The following is a 19,982-nucleotide window of genomic DNA, read 5'->3' on the forward strand; positions in this document are numbered from 1 at the left end:
GGGGATTTCTTTTATTATAATACGTCACGTTTTTGGAATAATGCACTTGATGCTGCAAGTAACACAACAAAGTATGCAGCTACAAGTAATAATGAAGTTGTAAACGTAAATTCTGTAAATGTTGGTTCCATTCCACCATTGATTAATTTATTACTATCGTAAGCTCTTAAATCCAAATGGTTGAATACTACAAACTTCGCTACACCTTTTGCAAACATTATTAATACCATGTTAATTGCACCTTGTAAGAAGAATAGGAACATCGTAATAATTAATGGTAATACAGACTTTCTAAAGACATTTGCTAGGAAAAATGCAAGTGTTGCAAAAAAGAACGGTGAAAGTAGTTGATATAAAGTGGACTTCATTACGATTCCTAACGTTAATTCTGTTTTACTACCATCCATTACAATACCGCCAATAATCATTGCAATTAGCATACCAGCTAATACGATAAATAACATTGCTAATAACACTGTAATATATTTAGAAAATAAAACTGCAAGTCTTTTTCTTGGACGGATTAACAATTGTTTAATTGTACCTTTTTGGAACTCATCAGTAAGAGTACGGGCAGCAAGTGTGATCCCAAAAATCGTTGTAAATAAAACAATTAAGCCAATCTCTGAGTTTGCATAATCTAAATATGATCCCTTAAACTCATCACCTTTTCCCCACTTCAACATTGCTAAAGTACCTAAAATTTCGAGTGCCGCAATGACACCAATTAAAATATACATACCTTTTTTCGCATGCAACTTTAAAAATTCATTTTGAATTAATTTAAACATTACGCTTTCACTCCCCCAGTAATCGCTAAGAACTCATCCTCTAACGTTTTATTTTGAACAGTAACTCCGTATACAAGCACATCAGCATGAACAAGTTTTTTTACAATTTGTGGAATGTTGTCTTTTGTTAAAGATGCTACAATTACATTCCCTTTTGCTTTACCTTTAATGATTTCATTCGCTTTCTGAACTTCATCTACTTCAAACGCTACAACGACTGCCTCATCATGTTTCACTTTTTCATGTAAGTTGTACTCTTGTACAAACTCACCTTGTTTAATAATAACAACGCGATCACACATTAATTCAATTTCACTCAATAAGTGACTTGATACGATTACAGCAATATTCTCTTCTTTCGCTAAACGTTGTAAATAATCACGAATTTGGCGAATACCAGCTGGATCTAATCCATTTGTCGGCTCATCTAAAATTAAGATTTTCGGCTGATGAAGTAATGCCTGTGCAATTCCTAAACGTTGTTTCATACCAAGTGAATATGTTTTCACCTTTTTATGAATCGCATGCTCTAATTCAACAAGCTTTACAATCTCAGCAATGCGCTCTTTACTAATTGGAGTGATGGCCATGTTCGCAAAATGCTTTAAGTTTTGCATTCCTGTCATATAATCATATAGTTCAGGATTTTCTACAATCGCTCCAATTTGCTCTAGTGCCTTTTCACGCTCCGAGCGAATACTATGTCCACAAATTGTAATATCGCCCTCTGTCATTGAAATAAGACCTGTCATCATACGGATCGTCGTCGTCTTACCGCTACCGTTCGGCCCAAGGAATCCGTATACTTCTCCTTCACGAACCTCAAATGATAAACCACGAATAATTTCCGTTCTACCAATCCTTTTTCGAACATTCTCTAACTTTACTACTACGTTTCCCAATGCTGATTCCTCCTTTAGACTTCTAGTTTTTTATCGACTATGTAACCTGTAACTACTAGTAATATAATTGTTAATAAACAATTAAAAAATAGATTTAAAATTGTAATCTCGGTACCAGAATAAAATGATGTATTTAAAAAACCATTTTTATCTATAAATCCAATATTATTTATAGCAAACACATACTTTTCTATTTGCTGAAAAATATACGTTATTCCTCCATTAAATGCTGTAAAAATGACGAACAAAACTAAACAAGCAATCTTATTCATCGATGATTTCACATTGAATAGTTTCACAATTACTATAATAAAATAAATAGAAACTAGCATATTAAGAAAATCTAGTCCCCATAAGAAAATAGATAACATATGATGTAATATTCCATAATCATATAAACTGTGTATCGCTTGCTGAATACCTAAATTAGTTTTGCCATTGTAAATATTTAAAGAAAAATAGTATAGAAAAATGATTCCTATTCCTAGCAAAATCATAAAGAGTAGTACACAGAATAAAATATTTGCACATATATACTTTTTTGCTGAAATAGAAGTATAACGTAGCATAGAGTCTTTTAACATTTTCCGAAAAGACGATATACCTGTTAGAAGAATTGCAAATCCATTTATACCTAGCACGATAAAAAATATAATAATAATTATATCTTGCCTACCTGAAATTCTAACTCCTGAAACTCCTTTCATATTAAATAAAAGAATTAATGAAACTGTAATAAAACCAAAGTAAATAATAGCTATCTTTCTCTTATTACAATTATACAGATAATGAAAAAGCTGACTCATTTCTCATAGGCCTCCTTAAACAGCTCATGTACTGCTTTACCCTTTTGAAATCTTAGTTCTTCTACATTTTCATGCAATATTATTTCTCCATCTTTCAAAAAGATTACTTCATCGAATATATTTTCAATTTCTCTTATTAAATGAGTCGATATAAGTAGCGTACAGTCTTGACGATAAAATTTAAGTATTAGCTCAAGTACATGTTCTCTAGAAACAAGATCAATTCCGCCCAATGGCTCATCTAGTACATATAGCTTCGCTTTTCGAGAAAACGTTAAAATAATCTGCAGCTTCTCAACCATACCTTTTTACAATGCTGTAATTTTTTCTTCTAGCGGTATTTTAAATTCCGCTATCGTATCTACCGCTTTTTGAATATCGAAGTCTTTATAAAAATCCCGGTAGAAAAATAAAGCGTCTTTTACAGTCATCCAATCATCAAAGATTGGCTTATCGGACATAAATGAAACGATTTCTTTCGTCTGTAATCCTACCTTTTTACCGTCTATTGTGATACTGCCTTCAGAAGGGTGTTGCAAGCCTGCAATCATTTTCAATAACGTCGTTTTCCCGCTCCCGTTATCTCCAACAAGCCCAACGATTTTCCCTTCCGTAATCTCTATGTTTAATTCACGGATCACTGCTTTTAATCCGTATCTCTTCCATAAGTTTTCTATTTTTAATAGCTCTGTCATTGGCTCTCCTCCCTCTTATCATGCAATGAAGAACGAAGAATTGTAAGAATTTCTTCTTCTGAAAAACCTAAATTGTCCATTCCATCTATAAAAGAATGAAGTAATTCTTTCGCCATCTCTTTTCGCAGCTCCATTATTTTCTCCCCTTCATTCGTTACATACCGTCCCATTCCTCTACGTGTTACAACAACTCCATCCCGTTCTAGCTCTTGAAATGTACGCTGAATCGTATTTGGATTCACTTGTAATTCACTCGCTAATTCACGGACAGAGGGAATTTTATCACCAGGCAATAACTGTCCTGTTACGATCTCTTTTTTTATGTATTCCATTACCTGAATGTAAATTGGTATATTTGGAGAAAACTCTATTTTCATTTCTTCCCTCCTTTTGTATTGGTGTACTAGTTAAATAATACACTGATACAAAAAGTTTGTAAATACCCATTTAATTACAAAAAGTTCTATCCGTTAACCGAATAGAACTTCCCAAACATAAATCGCTATATAGAAATAATAGTGTTATGTAAACAAAATTATAAAGAAAAGCTGTCTTATCAATGAATAAGACAGCTTTTCTTTATAATCCTATATTAAAAGTTAAACACGAAGTCATCGTCAGCTAACTTTTCAACGTTCGTTGCTTTTACGTAACCATTTCCTTTTACAGAGAAGAAATCATGGTTTTTCGTATCTGTACGTAAACCATTTAAAACGATTGGGTTAATTTCTTCTTCTTCAAACTTCGGCTCAAGTCCTAAGTTCATAAGCCCTTTATTCGCATTGTAACGAACGAAACGATTTACATCTTCTACAAGACCGATAGAAGTGTAAATTTCTTCTGTATAGGCCATTTCAATTTCATATAGTTCCATTAATAACTCTTGTGTTTCTTTTTGCACTTCTTGTTGCTCTTCTGCAGAAAGTTCTGCGAAGATTTGTTGTGCTAAAATACCGACGAATACGCCGTGAATTGACTCATCCTTTACCTTCACATAAGTTCGCTACTCCTATGCCGTTTATACAGCTTACAGTTTCCTGTAAGAAGAGACTATATCATCTACCTTCTCAGGTAGCCCTCCATTTCGATTTAAGGGATTCTCACCCACCGCTTGGCCCTACTCCTCTTGCGGAATTTCACCGCCATTGGGATAGTCGTTGAACGTTCCTTTATCTACGTATCGCACCCACCACTGTCTATACAGTTTTCGATGTCTGATACTTCCGTACATGTTATCGCTAGATAAAGGCTTCGCTGCTGATTGCCCTATCAGCTATTCTCCTTTCCATCTATTGATAGTTAGAGAATAACCTGAATGCATATATTCATCAATAATAATACAGATAAATTTACAATAGGGGGTCCCAGCAATTAAAAGGGTTTTTCAATTGGTATCTCTACCAAAAGCCGCCATAAGTTAACGGATAATAAGGTTAATAATTTCACCACTTGCCGTCAGTTTACCTTGACCAGCTAAGTAAAGCGGATAGAAGAATCCACTATAGAATAAGTAACTTTCTAAGAACACACTTGCTACCATTGCCATGTATAACTCTTTTTTCGTTACTTCAGGCTTTAATAAACGACGATAGTAACTAGTAATAATACCAGCTTTTTTCTCAAGTAACGGATGATTGTCTACCCAGTCAAAAATATCATCAATTTCTTCTTCTGTAGCTAATGTTGTGAAAATGTGACTATAACTTTTCGCATGTACTTCTTCCATAGCTCCCATGAAAGCTAATACACTTTTCGCTTGTAAATTTTCAAGATGAACAAGTACAAGTGGCATTCCTTCGCCACCTTGTTTCGTATCTAAAAGTGTTAAACCACCTAATACACGCTTATAAGCAATTTGCTCTTCTTTCGATAATTGCACCCAAGTATTTTTGTCAGACGAAACCGCTATTTCTTCTTCTGTCCAAAACTGAGCGATGTTTTGCTTCCAAAACATTAAACTGAAATCATCTTCCTTTTTATTCCAGTTAACAGCGCGCATTGAATCACCCCTATATCTATTATTGTTCTACTGAACGGTTAAATTTCCATCTAACAATGAAAAGCTAACCGTTTAGTAGAACAAACCAAGTATGAGCAGGGTTCATAACCCTGCTCATACTATTGGGTTATTCATTTAGTATGGCAATATGCCATTAAACGGTACACGCCACACACTCTTCCACGCTTAATTTACGTGTTCTCGTATAATACAGACTCTTTAAGCCTTTTTTATGTGCATAGATGTAGTAACGTGCTAATTCACGTGTTGAAATATCACTATTAACGTAAAGAATTGTACTAATTCCTTGATCAATATGTTCTTGAATTTCTGCGATTAAATCAATTAATTTAAACTGATTCATATCGTAAGAAGATTTATAGTACCAGAACGTATCTTTTGATAAATACGGCATTGGATAATATGTTGTCGCGTTCGCATATGTTCTTGATTCGATTTGACTTACGATCGGCATTACGCTTGAAGTTGCATTTTGAACGTAACTGATTGATTGTGTTGGAGCAATGGCAAGACGATATGAGTTGTATAAACCATTCTTTTGCACTTGCTCTTTTAAACTTGTCCAATCTTCTTTTGTCGGAATATGAATTCCTTCAAATAGTTGCTGAACTTTTTCAGTTACTGGGCTGTAATCTGTCGTTTCATACTTTTCGAAGTATGTGCCATTCGCATAATCAGATTTATCGAAGTCTTTAAATGTCTCGCCTTTTTCTGTAGCGATTTCCATACTTTTCTCAATAGAATAGTAATTTAACATCATAAAGAATGTACGAGCGAATTCTTTCGCTTCTGCACTTTCATAAGCGATTTTATTTTTTGCTAAATATCCGTGTAAGTTCATTGCTCCAAGTCCAACTGAATGAAGCTCGTCATTTGCTTTTTTCACAGTTGGTGCATTCGGAATAATCGTCATATCAGAAACAGCTGTTAAAGCTTCCATTCCCGCATGAACTGCTTCACGAATTTCTTTATTTTCCATTACGTTTACGATATTTAACGATCCTAAGTTACAGTTAATATCACGACGGATAATGTCATCTGTACCGTAATCATTTATTTCTGAAGTTTCTTGAAGCTGGAAGATTTCTGTACATAAGTTCGACATCTTCACAGTTCCAATATCCTTCAATGGATGTTGATTATTTGCATTTGATTTAAACATTAAGTATGGGTAACCAGACTCAAGCTGAATCATAGCGATTTTAATAAGCATATCACGTGCACTAATATCTAGTGGCTTCTTCTTCACTTTCGGATTGCTCATTAATTCATCGTACATTTCATCAATGTCAATATCATCTAAATGCTTGCCATATTCTTTATAAACCGTATAAGGCGCGAAAACATGGAAAGGTTCGTTTTTCTCAGCAAGCTCAAAGAACTTACTTGGAACGATAATTCCGATTGATAGAGACTGAATACGGCTCTTCTCATCGGCATTTATTTTTTTTGTATCAAGGAATTCAATAATATCCCAATGGAAAATGTTTAAATATACTGCGCCGGCACCTTTTCGTTGGCCAAGCTGATTCGCATATGAAAACGAATCTTCAAGCAATTTCATAACAGGCACTACACCACTTGCAGCGTTGTCGATACCTTTAATTTGCTCACCACGTGCGCGTAGCTTAGATAAGTTTAAGGCTACTCCCCCGCCGATTTTCGATAATTGCATCGCAGTATTAATGTTAAAACCAATTGAATTTAAGCTATCGTCCATCTCTAACAAGAAACAAGACACCATTTCTCCTCTTCTGCTTCTTCCCGCATTTAAAAAGGTTGGTGTCGCTGGTTGGTAGTTTTGTTTTACAATCATGCTTGCGAATTGTTTTGCCTTCGAAACATCACCGCGTCCTAAGTATAATGACACAATTGCTACACGATCTTCATAGCTTTCTAAGTATTGTTTTTGATCATTCGTTTTTAACGCATAATCTTTGTAGAACTTAGATGCTGCCATATAAGATTGGAACTCGAAGTTTTCACCATAAGCGATGTTATATACTCCCTCTACTTCCTCCAAGCTATACTCGTCCAGAACGTTGTAATAGTAATCATGTTCTTTCATATACTCCATTCGCTCTGCCACGCTATTAAAAGGAACGGTATTCTCTCTAGCTTCTTCCATAAAGACTTCTAATGCCTCTTTATCTTTATGAAGCTGATAAAAACCGTCCTGCATTTGCGTGATTTCATTATTCAGTTCAATGTGTCGCAATCTCCCGCACCCTTTCCTTAAAATATTCTACATCGTTATTTGTTCCAGATAACTCAAATTTTGATACAATAGGCACTTCATATTTAGTAGAAATCTTGTCAGCACTTGCACCGAACATGTCTCCCCAGTTACGATTGCCGCTTGCAGATACGCCTTTTAATTTTTCATTATTGCGCTCTAAAAAGTCTAAAACACGTTCTGGTACATTGCCAAAACCTGTTGTATACGTAATAAGAATAAAGTCTTCATCTATTACTAGATCTTCATCAATTTGAACGGCCGGCATATTTAATTTGTGAATGAAACGCTTCACGTTTCCTGTCATAGAATCATATGCAACTAACATTTCCGACCCTCCCTCTCAAATCTATATTCTCTATATGTCGTTCTTGATTTCTCTATATATTGTATTACGTTTCAAAATAAGACACAAGATATATGTATAAATTCTTTCTTTTTTTAACTTTTACTTTTCGACATGATAGCCGTTTTTTTTCAATACAATGACTATGAAACAACATTCTAAAACTCATGTCAATAAAGTGCTTTTCAAAAAAGTTGTCAACGAATTTAATCTTATTTTAAAAAAAGTTAACAATATATTTTGTCATAAAACGGTAGATGCTGAAGAAATATATTTCTCCAGCATCACGCAAAAAAGAACAGATATGAAACTATAATCTGCTCTAAAAAACGATTACATTTATCAAATTTACCTTATTAAATATATTATACATATACTTTCGTTTTTCGTTACATACTAAAAGATAACTATTATAGAAAAAGATTATTATTATGGAACTTCAATTTATTTATGAAAAGTTTATTCAGAGTGCTCAATACGCAAAATATCTTTTACAAATATGTGATGTGGATTTTCATCTTTATCAAGCATTGTACATACAGGAGCCTCTTCATCAAAGTATACAATCATTCCTTCTACGTACTGATATGTATGTTGAACTTGTACAGTTACTTTAATTTCTATCGCTTCTTCATATGCTCTTTTTATTTTCTGAAGCATTTTTGCTGAACATTTTCGTTTCTCTGGATACATAACCATTCCCATAAATCTATTGCCGGCTCTATCTTTCCACATATAATCCCAATGTGGTAAAATGCCTTGTTTAAAATCGCCCATAATTCCCCTCTCCTTTATCTTTTATTTATCCCGCATTAAACGTTCGATTGGTGTCGGCTACTAATCAGTGAGGGATGCCCTGCTGATCAAAATTCCCCTTTATGAACGTGGCGTTTCTGAATATGTATAAATCACTTGCCCGCCTCGTTGTGCGTTACCAATGAAATGCTTAAAGTCTTCTCTATTTACAACAACTTCTCTGAACGTATAAAATACATCTTTCGTAACAACATACTCCGTTATTTCACCATTTTTCAGCTGATCTAAAATTGTATTTGCTAATTCTTTATCCATGTATTTCACCTCTCTGCAATATTTTATTTTATCGTATATTCTATAGGTCAACAACTGTAAAATTATCCCGCTATTTGCAGGCGGTCCGATTGGTGTTGGCTACTAATCAGTCGTGGAATGAACAAAAGTCTTACTGATTAACGTTTCATTTTATCTCGTTGTTATGCCATGATTTTATTTTCGTTATTTCGCAAACAATATCGTTTTACTATATGTCCACTAAATATCATATACTAACATAGCTACTTCTCTATATCAAACATTTCGGCATTCAATTATGCAAAGTTCCATACCACTATGCTACAATATACAAATAGAACTAGGAGGGATACTATGATTCGGAAAGCAAAAAAGACAGATGCACTGGCAATAGCTCCTTTATTGTATAATGCTCTGCATGAAATTGCTGAAAAAATCACAGGTAGCACAGTTAAAGCAGAAGTATTACTAGGACTTGAGACATGGTTCTCAAAAGAAAATAACCGTCTGAGCTACGAAAACTGTTTTGTCTATGAACAAGACGAGAGTGCAGTTGGAATTATTGTCGCTTATCACGGTAGTGAAGCAACACAGCTTGACGCACCAATTGTACATCACTTAAGAGAATTACATAAAGATGAATCAATTACGTTAGAAAAAGAAGCTGAGCTTGATGAGTATTACATTGATACATTATCAGTTTCAAGTGCACACGGCGGAAAAGGTATAGGTTCTAAATTAATTGAAGCTGCCGAAATCTATGCAACTGAAAAAGGGCATGAAAAAATCGCTTTACTTGTTAATTTAGAAAACACACGCGCCTATTCACTATACGAAAAGTTAGGTTATAAAAAAGATGAAATTGTTATGCTAGTAGGCGAACCTTATGCTCATCTCGTAAAAACATTAAACGTCAAAATTTCTATATCTTAAAAAGAAAGCACACGATTTATATAAATCGTGTGCTTTTATGTTAAATTCGTATTTAATATATTTCCATCCATCGCCTCGTGAAACGTATATGTTGTACATCCCCATGGCTTTCTATGCAAAATAGGAGAACCAGACCATCCCATTGCCCTCAGCTCCGTTCCAATCATCGAATTAAAATACTTATGACCTACAAGAGCAATACTTCCATGTACGAGAGCATAACGATGTAACAGGTAAGCCGCTTGCCTTGCCCTCTCTCTTACTTCCTTATAAGACTCAACATCTTTATGGTAGCCAAGTATCCATAATGTTCGTCCAATGAACATCCATACCTTAATTGTGCATTTCAACCACTTCGGAGCAAAAAAGCATGAAGGAACTTCAGCTTCTCTAAAAAGAGAATTTTGCATAAAAGATAAAGAATCTGTCAATTCAGCTGCTGATTGTACAGCACGCCTTTGATCACTTGTTAAGACAAATTTCGCTGCTTCAATTGCCTCTATTGTTTCTATCGGCATTTTAGCTTTTTGTATCATTGATTCGGAATCATACTGTTTCATCCATTCGTGAAATGAATTAATTGTCATCGGTTCTCTTATACGACCTAAACAACCATGACGAATAAAAGAAATCTTCATTCTTTTCACTCTCCATTCATCACTTACGAACTCTATTATGCACTAGTTCTAAATATCATACCACGCAAGAAAAGAAAGTTATATACCTTTACATCTCCCCACCACTATCATGTGTTATCGAAGCATGGGTACCATCCATCCCATCAAAATATGTATTCGTATCATATTGACGAATCTTTTTTAAATGCATATAAGAAAATAAAAATAAAATTAAAGCTATAACACTCCCCACAAATTCAAACATCATTTTACCGCCTCTAATTTCTCCCACTTCAGCAGGTTATTCTACTTTTTCATTATACCTCGATATAAAGATTTCCGCATTTTTGCTATTTTTTCAAATAACATGGATTTTCTACATATTTTCTTACAAAAAGTGAATTTTTTTCGAATTTTTACTTTGGAAACATTTACAAAGTAGGAAATATGGTTCAAAATAGGAGGAAATAAAAAAACCCAAATTTATTCTTTTTTTGGGAAAACTGTAACAAGGAGAGTTGCTTATGCAGATCGCAGAAACTGGAGATATCATCGAATTTAAAGGTGGAATGCAAGGCCGTGTTCAAAAAGTAAATCAAAACTCTGTTATTGTTGATATAACAATTATGAAGAATTTTAGAGAACTAGATATGGAACCTCTTACAGTTGTAAGTCATAAAAACTATACTGTCATTAATCAAAATGCATAATATAATAGAAAGAAAGGGCCTGTATAGTATACAGGCCCTTTCTTTCTATTAACGATTATCAATTGTTTCCGGATATAGATCGTGGTTCATCATGCGGTAGTCAGCCATTTGTTCATACTTCGTCCCCGGGCGACCGTAGTTGCAGTATGGATCAATTGAAATGCCACCACGTGGTGTAAATTTCCCCCATACCTCAATGTAACGTGGATCCATTAATTTAATTAAATCGTTCATAATAACGTTCATGCAATCTTCGTGGAAATCACCATGATTGCGGAAACTAAATAAATACAACTTTAAAGATTTACTCTCTACCATTTTTTGCTCTGGAATATAGCTAATATAAATTGTTGCAAAATCTGGTTGTCCTGTTTTCGGACATAAACTTGTAAATTCAGGACAATTAAATTTTACAAAATAATCACGGTTTGGATGATTATTATCAAATACCTCTAATATTTCTGGGCTATATTCAAATAAATATTTTGTATTTTGATTTCCTAGTAATGTTACATCTTTTAAATCTTCATCTAATCTTCCTGTCATTTTAAACATCCCTTCTCATTATACGCCGCGTTTATTTCCCCATACTAACGCATGAAGCTGGGGCAATACTTTTGCATCATTCATCTCTTTACAATTTACAGCTTTATCAATCAGCCACTCATACTTATCTAATAATTTTTTAATAAGCATCGCATCATCCACTGTTTTTGTATCATCGTTTCCTACTTGCAAGAAAAATGGTACATCTGGATAACGTTCGTGCATCTTAACTGCATATTCAAAATCATGATCATCGAATACTACTACTTTTAAACTAATATCTTTTCCTGCTAGTTTCTGAATAATAGCATCTAACTTCTGAAAATCTGTTTTCATCGTCGAACTTGGTGGTTTTGGAGAAATTGTTACTTCATCAATTTGAAGTAACCAATCTTGCCATTTACTCCCTTGAGTTTCAATTGCCGTCCGCATTCCATTTTCTTTTAATATAGAAAGAAGAAACTCAATATTTTTCAGCAATGCCGGATTCCCGCCTGAAATCGTAACATGAGAAAATTTTTCTCCTCCAATTGCAACAAGCTCATCCCAAATATCTTCTGCTGTCATCTGTCTAATTTGATTTTTAGCTGATCCATCCCATGTAAAAGCAGAATCACACCAAGCGCAGCTATAATCACAACCAGCCGTACGGATAAACATTGTCTTTTGCCCTACAACCATTCCTTCACCTTGAATAGTCGGACCAAATATTTCTAAGACAGGGATTTTACTCATCGAGCATCCACTCCCGTCTTACTTCCGCATAACTAGTCGGCGTCTCAAATAGACGAACAAATTCTACGCGAGCTCCTTTATATTCGTTCACTCGATTCTCTTTAGTTAGTGCCTCTGCCATCTTTTCATAAATCCAAACGACCATATTTTCAGCAGTCGTATTCATTGCAGGTAACGTTTCGTTTAAATAACGATGATCTAAATAAATTTCGATTTCATTCTTCCAAATCTCTTTTATATCACCAAAGTCAATTGCAAGTCCTATTTCATTTACATATCCACTAATTCCAAATACAACTTTATATGTGTGACCATGTAAGTTTTTACATTTCCCTTCATAACAGTGTAAATGGTGTGCTGCATCAAATGTAAATTCCTTGCTGACCATTACTCTTTTATTATGGTATTTGAGCTGTTTACGCTGAATATCCTTGTCCATTTTTTGCAAATTTTCTACGATGCGAAATCCAAAGAAATTATCCATTAGTTGTTCGCTCCTTCGCGTTCTTGTAGGTACGTATCTAATCCTGCTTTACGAAGTTGGCACGCTGGACATTCACCGCAACCATCACCAATGATTCCGTTATAACATGTTAATGTTTTTTCTCGAACAAACTCAAATGCTCCAAGTTCATCTGATAATTTCCATGTTTCAGCTTTATCAATCCACATAAGTGGCGTGTGAATGACAAACGGGTAATCCATGGATAAATTTAAAGTAACGTTTAACGATTTCACAAACACATCACGGCAATCTGGATAACCACTGAAATCAGTTTCACATACACCCGTTACAATATGACGTGCTCCAACTTGTTTTGCTAATACAGCAGCAAATGATAAGAAGAGTAAATTTCGTCCATCTACAAATGTCGATGGCAATTCACCTTCTTCATGTGTAATCTCAATATCCGTTCTCGTTAACGCATTTGGAGCAAGTTGATTTAATAGACTCATATCTAGTACCGTATGCTTTATTCCTAGCTCTTTTGCAATTTTCGCTGCACAATCAATTTCTAGCTTATGACGTTGATTGTAATTAAACGTTACAGCTTCTACCTCTGCAAACTGCTCTATTGCCCAAAATAAACATGTTGTACTATCTTGTCCTCCACTAAAAACAACAACTGCTTTTTCTTTTTTCATTTCACTCATTCTCCTTCTCTACTATAAATAAGAAGAAAGAACGTTCTTGAACTGTCACAATAAAAAAACAAAACAATACCTAAGGATATTGTTGTTTCCATAGTTTTTTATAGAGGGAGTTCGCGAACCTCTCCCGCGCGGTGCACGGAATTTCTTCTTTCATTGACACAGCTTATTGTAACATATTGTATACTAGCGTAAAAATTTCTGATTTTTCCGCTATTTATTATTTCATTTCTTTCATTTTATAGTATGATTAATTTAATATAAGAAGAGAGGAGGCATCCCACTGAAATCCTTTATTATTTATCTCTTTTTAAATATATTATTCATCCTTATTACAATGCTCGTATATCATTTATTTTGGAATCAAAAAGGGAAACGCTCTCCTAAATTAAATTCAGCTATATTTATTGTATTGTGTTGCCTCGCTACCGTACTCTGTATTACATTTGCAGCAAAAACAAATAATGGTTTTCAATTTGATATGCGCCATATTGTATTAATTGTCGGTACATTAACGGGAGGGCCTATTGCTGGTGGTTCTATCTTAGTTGTATTAAACATATATCGCTTACTATTAGGTGGGGTAGGTGTTTTCCCATCTCTTATCGGTTCTGTTCTTCTATTTATTGTTCTACTATTAACATATAAATTTTTCAATCGAACTTCTAATCGTATAAAAATAACACTTGCTATTATCTACAGTCTCACATACGGATTTAGTTGGATACCTTTCTTTCTTTCAAAGGTTACAAATAAGACTGATTATATACCGCATATTATTGTATATGAGTTATGTTCAATGCTTGGTACGATCCTAATTTTATATTTACTACACATATTACAAACTCAAGTTCGTCTCCAAAACGAACTTATAAATGCTGAAAAGTTTCATTTAATTGGTGAAATGGCAGCGTCTATCTCTCATGAAATTCGCAATCCATTAACTTCAACGAAAGGGTTTTTACAACTGTTACAATCAGATACATGCACTGAGCAGGAACGAAAATTATATATCGACATTGCCATTAACGGCATCGAACAAGCAAATCATGTTCTTACAGATTATTTAACTTTTGCCAAACCAAGCATTGAAAAAGAACAAACATTACAGTTAGAAGAAGAATTACTACATGCATTGTCGTTAATTACACCGCTTGCTAATTTAACAAATGTACGTACTCATTATATAAAGCAAAGCACTTCTTTTTTTATCGCTGGAGAAAAACAAAAACTAAATCAATGTTTATTAAATATTTTAAAAAATTGCATTGAGGCTATGCCAAAAGGCGGTGATCTTTATTTCACATTAGTTCCTGATCATAAGCATATTCAGTTATATATAAAAGATACAGGAATCGGTATGGATTCAGAACAAGTAAAACGTCTTGGTTCGCCTTTCTATTCAACGAAAGAAAAAGGCACTGGACTTGGAATGATGGTCGTATTCAGTGTTGTTCAAGCTATGAACGGAAAAATTGATATTATAAGTGAAAAAGGAATCGGTACAACCTTTTTATTAACTTTTCCACTCATACAAAAAACGTGATGAAATAATCATCACGTTTTTTCTGTTCCTTCAACTAATTCAGCAAAAGCTTTCACTTTTCCGTGCGGTTGTTGATTTTCTTTACGTGCTTTCCAGGCGCGCTCCTCTTCTCGCTTCTTCTTAGACATATTTTTTCAACTCCTTCTTTTCTTTCTCCATGTAGTATTCCAAAATAAGAAAGAAAACTATGCACATATCAAAAAAGAAGTGGTTTCCCACTTCTTCCACTTTAGCGTTGCAAAATTGCATGTTTCGCCTCTTTTAACTGCGTAAGATGTCTTTGTTCATGCAAATCAAGAAATTGAACCCATTGATACAAATTCAGATCATTAAAAACAGGATGCTTTAATCCATTTTCAAATAGATCTTTTTCATCTATAACACTATGAAGCGCGTGTAATAGTTCTTGTCGTGAATGTTCTAGTAATTGAATTCCTTGCTGTTTTTTCATTAAAGTTTCTGTTGGTTGCATTTGCTGAGGAGCTTCTCGTTTATGTGTGCGATCAAGCGTAAGTTGGAGGTCTTTAAATGGAGTCATGTTTCTTTCGTTTTTTTGTAAAGCATATACAAGGGCAGACGTGACAGATTGTTCAACTAAATGCAAGTGGTGTAAAATTTGAGTAATACTCCATTTATCACGGCGTGGCTTTACATTCACTTCTGTATCATTTAACATTTCAATTTCTGATAATAGCGTGCTTCGGGTAGACTGTAATGAGTTTACTAAACTTTCTAAACTCACATCCATATTAGATTGAAGCATACTTGTTCCCCCCTTTTGTTGGTGAAAAGAGGTGCTCCTTATTAGAAACACCTCTTTAGTATTCTGAATTTTCTTTTATTATCTCATCATTTTCCCATTATGTCGATGTTAAACATGTGAAAAAAAGCGCATGTTTTTTACAATTTTGTGTCGTCAATCGCATGTAACCATGCTTCAATTTCTGTAATAACACTTTTCACACAGCCTTCAGCAAATGGTGATGTTAAATTTGCAACTTCTACTAATTCTAAGAACGATTTACTTCCACCTTGTTGGCACAGATTCACATAATCTTCCCACGCCTCTTGTCTATTATCTCTTGCACGTTTCCAAAATTGTAGCGCACAAATTTGAGCAAGCGTGTAATCAATATAATAGAAAGGTGAACTATAAATATGCCCTTGACGTTGCCAAAAACCACCGCGCTCTAAATAATCATTATCCTCATAATCACGATGCGGTAAGTATTTCTTCTCTATGTTACGCCATGCTGTCTTACGCTCTTCAGGTGATGCTTCAGGATTTTCATATACATAATGTTGATATTCATCAACTGATACGCCATAAGGTAAAAACAGAAGTGCTGAACTTAAGTGAGAGAAGTAATATTTATCTGCATCTTCTTCAAAGAATAGCTTCATCCATGGCCATGTAAAAAATTCCATACTCATAGAGTGGATTTCACACGCTTCATATGTTGGCCAATTATATTCTGGAATTTCAAATTTACGACTTTCATATACTTGGAAAGCATGACCTGCTTCATGTGTTAATACATCAATGTCACCAGATGTTCCATTGAAGTTTGAGAAAATAAATGGCGCTTTATAATTCTCAATATATGTACAATATCCGCCACCAGCTTTTCCTTTTTTCGCAACTAAATCTAATAAATCATTATCTAGCATGAAATTGAAAAATTCATCTGTCTCAGCCGATAACTCTTTATACATCGTCTTTCCATGATCAACAATCCAATCCGCATCTCCTTTTGGAGTTGGGTTCCCTGTAGCAAACTCAAAGTTTTCGTCGTAATAAGCTAACTTCTCTACACCGATACGTGCTTGTTGTCGCTTTCTTAATTCCGTTGTAACGGGAACGATATAATCCAGCACTTGCTGACGGTAATTAGCCACCATCTCCGCATTATAATCTGTACGGTACATTCTTGCATATCCAAGTTCAACAAAGTTTTTGAAACCTAAAGATTTTGCGATTTTCGTTCTCACTTTAACAAGCTCATCATAAATACGATCTAGTTCTTCCTCATTTCCAGCTAAAAATCCGTAGTATGCTTCACTTGCTGCTTTACGTTCGCTTCTTTCTTTTCCTTGCATAAACGGAATCAGTTGCGATAACGTTCTTTCTTCTCCAGCAAAGTCAATTTTTGCAGATGCTAATAACTGTGTATATTGCGACGATAATTTATTTTCTAATTGTAAATCTTTCACGACTTCATCTGAATATGTTTTTAAATCACATTCTGCTAGAGCAAATAATTGTTTTTCATAATACGCCTCTAATTCTTCACGAAATGGAGAATTAATGAGTGCCTTATAATATTTTGTACCATATCCTTGTACAACTGGAGAGAATTCATCAAAGAAATCCTGCTCCTCCTTATAAAAAGTATCCGTCGTATCAACAGAATGGCGAATGTAACAAAGGTTTCCCATTGTACCAAAATCGTTGCGAATTTCATTAATTGAATTAATGACTTGTTTTTGTTCTTCTACAGTTTTTGCGTTATCAAACTTCTCTAAAGCAACAGTAAATTTCTCTTTTAACTCTTCAATATTTGGGCGTTTATATTCATAGTCTTTAAATGACATGAACGAGCCTCCTCTCCATTACATACCTTTACTATAATTCAATACGTATTCCCGAATTCCCTCTTAATTTTCAACAAAATTCGGCAGTTACTACCCTGAGTTCATTGCAAATAAAAAAGCCTTGGATTTATTTATCCAAAGCTCCTTTGGAACATATTATTATTTTTCATACTTCCCAATTTTTTTTAATAGATCAAGTAATTCATCTTTTTCATCTTTCGTTAACATTTCAAAAGACTGATGTATAACTTTCTCATGCCCCGGAAAAATAGAAGCAATAAAGTTCTCGCCAGACTCAGTTAATTGCGCGTAAATAACACGTCTGTCATTCGGGCATGGGATTCTCTTTACTAATCCCTTTTTCTCCAGCTTATCTACAACATATGTAATGCTGCCACTGGCTATTAAAATGCGCTCACCAATTTGCTGGAGTGGTTGACCGCCTTTATGATATAGCAGTTCTAATACAGCAAATTCCGTTGGATTTAACCCGTTACTTTGTATAGATTTATTTGTAGTATCCATAACAGAACGATGTACACGAGATAATGCAATAAATACTTTTAAAGATTGAGAAATATCTTCTCGTTCATTATTTGATGTCATACAACTTTCAACCCTTCACTTAAATTCTCAGCAATAAAAAGAAAATGCCACTTCATACTTCATGTGAATTCCGAATGAGCATTCACTCATCCATTTCCTCTCCCCTAATATATTAAGAATCATTCTTGAATAAAAACATGACAATTTTAACATAGTTTATATATAATGATAATAAAAAAAGAAGGAGTACCACATTTGAAAGTCAAATTCCAAAGCATAATTATATATATATTGCTTGTTATCCTACCGACAATAGGGATTGGTGCTACATTTTATTCGTATCATACATATAAAATGAAACAGGAAAACAAATTATCCGCTCATACAGTTCTCTTTTTATATAGAGATTATTTAGATCATCATCTTGGTGAAGCAATTTCTGCTTTAGACATGCTTGCAAAAGTTGTAGGCACCGAGACTGGTAATATAAATGGCATTAAACAAATTGTACATGATACAGATGGAAACGATGCACGCTTTTCTGGTCTATATTACGCTACACCAAAAGGGGTCATTACAATCGCATCTGAAGATGAATCAAAGCCCGTAGATGTTTCAGACCGTAAATATATTCAAGACGTTCTACAAACTAAAAAAACCACTGTATCATCAGTCATTACTGATCGCGTTCTTGGACATAAAGCTATTATGATTGCTGCCCCCATATTCAATAAACAGAAGGAGCTCTCAGGATTATTATTAGCTAGTTTACGCTTTGATTACATTTCATCTTCTTTAAATGCCATTAAACCACAATACCATTTTGAGGTAACTGATAAACATGATGTAGTTTTTCTAACCGATGATAATAATGACACAAGTGATACGCATTCTAATATGCTTACTACTCCACTCCAAAGATTAAATTGGAAGGTCTCTGTTTCACCATTACCTATTCATCAAAAAAACTTATACCAGTGGGTTGCAATAGAGTGTATCGCTACTTTATTTTTAATGTCTATTTTATTTTTACTTGCTCAATATATGTTGTTAAAACGTCAAACAAAACTTGAAAGACAACAAAATGAACTACAGAAAATTGAATTAGTTGGAACTTTTGCAGCAAGTACAGCACACGAAATCCGTAATCCTCTTACTGGAATTAAAGGACTCGTCGCTCTATTAAAAGAGAAATATAAAGATGAACAAGATCAGTTCTACTTTTCCGTAATTGAACAAGAAATAGAGCGAATCAATGAAATTGTAAGTGAATTTCTTATTCTCGGCAAGCCAACCGCCATCATCGAACAAACATATGACGTAAGAACAATTCTAAATGAGGTAGCATTAATTATTCAATCTGAGGCGAATTTACATAACATTGTATTCCATTTACATTTGCCAGACCATCCTGTTCATATCCGTTGTTCGAAAGACCATATGAAACAAGTGGTTTTAAACATTACAAAAAATGCAATTGAGGCCATGACTTCTAGTGATACACTAACCATTGTAGTAAAAAACAATGAAACACACGCACAATTGCAGATTACAGATACTGGAAAAGGGATTCCGCAACATATTCAAAAACACCTCTTTCATCCGTTCTTTACTAATAAAGATACTGGAACAGGTCTTGGACTTGTCATATGTAAACGAATTGTAGAGATGTATAATGGGCATATTTTTATTGACAGTACAGAAAACGAAGGAACGACAGTTCATATCGAAATTCCGTTACACATAGTATAATTAT

General features: G+C 34.2%; 22 protein-coding genes, 4 pseudogenes and 1 riboswitch. Of the genes and pseudogenes, 4 read left to right on the plus strand and 22 right to left on the minus strand.

Going from position 1 to position 19,982, the window contains the following annotated elements; all coding sequences use genetic code 11:
• Nucleotides 1–14 precede the first annotated feature (14 nt).
• The 12 genes and pseudogenes from N2V92_RS28015 to N2V92_RS28070 form a co-directional block, all read right to left on the minus strand.
• Nucleotides 15–791 (minus strand): ABC transporter permease, encoded by a 777-nt coding sequence (locus N2V92_RS28015; RefSeq protein WP_000475426.1) that lies wholly within the window; start codon nucleotides 789–791, stop codon nucleotides 15–17.
• A complete protein-coding gene (locus N2V92_RS28020; protein WP_044797920.1) occupies nucleotides 791–1,693 on the minus strand; it encodes an ABC transporter ATP-binding protein in 903 nt (300 codons plus the stop codon). The genes N2V92_RS28015 and N2V92_RS28020 overlap by 1 nt, the downstream gene beginning before the upstream one ends.
• 14 nt (nucleotides 1,694–1,707) lie before the next feature.
• Nucleotides 1,708–2,499 carry a hypothetical protein gene (locus N2V92_RS28025; protein ID WP_000080429.1) on the minus strand — a complete coding sequence of 264 codons (792 nt, stop codon included), beginning with the start codon at nucleotides 2,497–2,499 and terminating at the stop codon, nucleotides 1,708–1,710.
• A pseudogene (locus N2V92_RS28030) lies at nucleotides 2,496–3,194 on the minus strand (ABC transporter ATP-binding protein). Before N2V92_RS28030 ends, N2V92_RS28025 begins: the two are co-directional and overlap by 4 nt.
• Entirely contained in the window at nucleotides 3,191–3,571 is a 381-nt protein-coding gene (locus N2V92_RS28035; RefSeq protein ID WP_000687506.1) for a GntR family transcriptional regulator, read from the minus strand. Before N2V92_RS28035 ends, N2V92_RS28030 begins: the two are co-directional and overlap by 4 nt.
• 215 nt (nucleotides 3,572–3,786) lie before the next feature.
• Nucleotides 3,787–4,182, minus strand: a pseudogene (locus N2V92_RS28040) (ribonucleotide-diphosphate reductase subunit beta); the annotation flags it as partial.
• Between the two features lie 129 nt (nucleotides 4,183–4,311).
• A pseudogene (locus N2V92_RS28045) lies at nucleotides 4,312–4,413 on the minus strand (nuclease); the annotation flags it as partial.
• A 201-nt stretch (nucleotides 4,414–4,614) separates the two neighbouring features.
• A pseudogene (locus tag N2V92_RS28050) lies at nucleotides 4,615–5,193 on the minus strand (ribonucleotide-diphosphate reductase subunit beta); the annotation flags it as partial.
• Between the two features lie 154 nt (nucleotides 5,194–5,347).
• Nucleotides 5,348–7,432: a class 1b ribonucleoside-diphosphate reductase subunit alpha gene (gene nrdE / locus N2V92_RS28055; RefSeq protein WP_001215843.1), complete on the minus strand. Its 2,085-nt coding sequence runs from the start codon at nucleotides 7,430–7,432 to the stop codon at nucleotides 5,348–5,350.
• Nucleotides 7,419–7,778: a class Ib ribonucleoside-diphosphate reductase assembly flavoprotein NrdI gene (nrdI, locus tag N2V92_RS28060; RefSeq protein WP_000959447.1), complete on the minus strand. Its 360-nt coding sequence runs from the start codon at nucleotides 7,776–7,778 to the stop codon at nucleotides 7,419–7,421. The genes nrdE and nrdI overlap by 14 nt, the downstream gene beginning before the upstream one ends.
• A 477-nt stretch (nucleotides 7,779–8,255) precedes the next feature.
• Nucleotides 8,256–8,573 (minus strand): hypothetical protein, encoded by a 318-nt coding sequence (locus N2V92_RS28065; RefSeq protein ID WP_000502199.1) that lies wholly within the window; start codon nucleotides 8,571–8,573, stop codon nucleotides 8,256–8,258.
• 99 nt (nucleotides 8,574–8,672) lie between these two features.
• Nucleotides 8,673–8,867 carry a hypothetical protein gene (locus N2V92_RS28070; RefSeq protein WP_000356686.1) on the minus strand — a complete coding sequence of 65 codons (195 nt, stop codon included), beginning with the start codon at nucleotides 8,865–8,867 and terminating at the stop codon, nucleotides 8,673–8,675.
• 333 nt (nucleotides 8,868–9,200) lie between these two features.
• On the opposite strand from N2V92_RS28070, the gene N2V92_RS28075 reads away from it, so the two are divergent.
• On the plus strand, nucleotides 9,201–9,779 hold the full coding sequence (locus N2V92_RS28075; protein ID WP_000619541.1) for a GNAT family N-acetyltransferase: 579 nt from the start codon (nucleotides 9,201–9,203) through the stop codon (nucleotides 9,777–9,779).
• Between the two features lie 35 nt (nucleotides 9,780–9,814).
• On the opposite strand, the gene N2V92_RS28080 is transcribed toward N2V92_RS28075, so the two are convergent.
• Nucleotides 9,815–10,417 (minus strand): phosphoglycerate mutase, encoded by a 603-nt coding sequence (locus N2V92_RS28080; protein WP_000703092.1) that lies wholly within the window; start codon nucleotides 10,415–10,417, stop codon nucleotides 9,815–9,817.
• An 88-nt stretch (nucleotides 10,418–10,505) separates the two neighbouring features.
• Nucleotides 10,506–10,661: a hypothetical protein gene (locus N2V92_RS28085; protein WP_002083105.1), complete on the minus strand. Its 156-nt coding sequence runs from the start codon at nucleotides 10,659–10,661 to the stop codon at nucleotides 10,506–10,508.
• A gap of 259 nt (nucleotides 10,662–10,920) precedes the next feature.
• On the opposite strand from N2V92_RS28085, the gene N2V92_RS28090 reads away from it, so the two are divergent.
• Complete coding sequence (locus tag N2V92_RS28090; RefSeq protein ID WP_001165082.1) at nucleotides 10,921–11,106, plus strand: YkvS family protein; 186 nt, start codon at nucleotides 10,921–10,923, stop codon at nucleotides 11,104–11,106.
• Nucleotides 11,107–11,154: 48 nt separating this feature from the next.
• On the opposite strand, the gene queF is transcribed toward N2V92_RS28090, so the two are convergent.
• From queF to queC, 4 genes are read right to left on the minus strand one after another with little or no spacing between them, the layout of a single operon-like run.
• Entirely contained in the window at nucleotides 11,155–11,652 is a 498-nt protein-coding gene (queF, locus tag N2V92_RS28095; protein WP_001986050.1) for a preQ(1) synthase, read from the minus strand.
• An 18-nt stretch (nucleotides 11,653–11,670) separates the two neighbouring features.
• Nucleotides 11,671–12,387, minus strand: coding sequence for a 7-carboxy-7-deazaguanine synthase QueE (queE, locus tag N2V92_RS28100; RefSeq protein ID WP_000036303.1), 717 nt, complete (start codon nucleotides 12,385–12,387; stop codon nucleotides 11,671–11,673).
• Nucleotides 12,380–12,871, minus strand: coding sequence for a 6-carboxytetrahydropterin synthase QueD (gene queD / locus N2V92_RS28105; protein ID WP_000368414.1), 492 nt, complete (start codon nucleotides 12,869–12,871; stop codon nucleotides 12,380–12,382). The genes queE and queD overlap by 8 nt, the downstream gene beginning before the upstream one ends.
• Nucleotides 12,871–13,533 carry a 7-cyano-7-deazaguanine synthase QueC gene (gene queC / locus N2V92_RS28110; protein WP_042597423.1) on the minus strand — a complete coding sequence of 221 codons (663 nt, stop codon included), beginning with the start codon at nucleotides 13,531–13,533 and terminating at the stop codon, nucleotides 12,871–12,873. The genes queD and queC overlap by 1 nt, the downstream gene beginning before the upstream one ends.
• Nucleotides 13,534–13,626: 93 nt before the next feature.
• Nucleotides 13,627–13,670: riboswitch (PreQ1 riboswitch) on the minus strand.
• Between the two features lie 206 nt (nucleotides 13,671–13,876).
• On the opposite strand from queC, the gene kinB reads away from it, so the two are divergent.
• Nucleotides 13,877–15,085, plus strand: a complete 1,209-nt coding sequence (kinB, locus tag N2V92_RS28115; RefSeq protein ID WP_002083096.1) for a sporulation sensor histidine kinase KinB — start codon at nucleotides 13,877–13,879, stop codon at nucleotides 15,083–15,085.
• Nucleotides 15,086–15,096: 11 nt separating this feature from the next.
• Here the strand turns inward: kinB and N2V92_RS28120 are convergent, their stop codons facing one another.
• The 4 genes from N2V92_RS28120 to N2V92_RS28135 form a co-directional block, all read right to left on the minus strand.
• Nucleotides 15,097–15,213 (minus strand): DUF6254 family protein, encoded by a 117-nt coding sequence (locus tag N2V92_RS28120; RefSeq protein WP_000038355.1) that lies wholly within the window; start codon nucleotides 15,211–15,213, stop codon nucleotides 15,097–15,099.
• Between the two features lie 101 nt (nucleotides 15,214–15,314).
• Entirely contained in the window at nucleotides 15,315–15,848 is a 534-nt protein-coding gene (locus tag N2V92_RS28125) for a DinB family protein (protein WP_000941975.1), read from the minus strand.
• Between the two features lie 137 nt (nucleotides 15,849–15,985).
• Nucleotides 15,986–17,680: a M3 family oligoendopeptidase gene (locus N2V92_RS28130; RefSeq protein ID WP_000008588.1), complete on the minus strand. Its 1,695-nt coding sequence runs from the start codon at nucleotides 17,678–17,680 to the stop codon at nucleotides 15,986–15,988.
• 159 nt (nucleotides 17,681–17,839) lie between these two features.
• The gene (locus tag N2V92_RS28135; protein WP_000203336.1) at nucleotides 17,840–18,286 is read right to left on the minus strand and encodes a MarR family winged helix-turn-helix transcriptional regulator; all 447 of its coding nucleotides are present in this window, start codon (nucleotides 18,284–18,286) and stop codon (nucleotides 17,840–17,842) included.
• Nucleotides 18,287–18,481: 195 nt separating this feature from the next.
• Between N2V92_RS28135 and N2V92_RS28140 the strand changes: the two genes are divergently transcribed.
• A complete protein-coding gene (locus N2V92_RS28140) occupies nucleotides 18,482–19,978 on the plus strand; it encodes a DUF3149 domain-containing protein (RefSeq protein ID WP_000865060.1) in 1,497 nt (498 codons plus the stop codon).
• Nucleotides 19,979–19,982 lie beyond the last annotated feature (4 nt).

Source organism: Bacillus sp. CH_48 (genome assembly GCF_038008465.1).
In the GTDB taxonomy this organism is placed as follows: domain Bacteria; phylum Bacillota; class Bacilli; order Bacillales; family Bacillaceae_G; genus Bacillus_A; species Bacillus_A thuringiensis_S.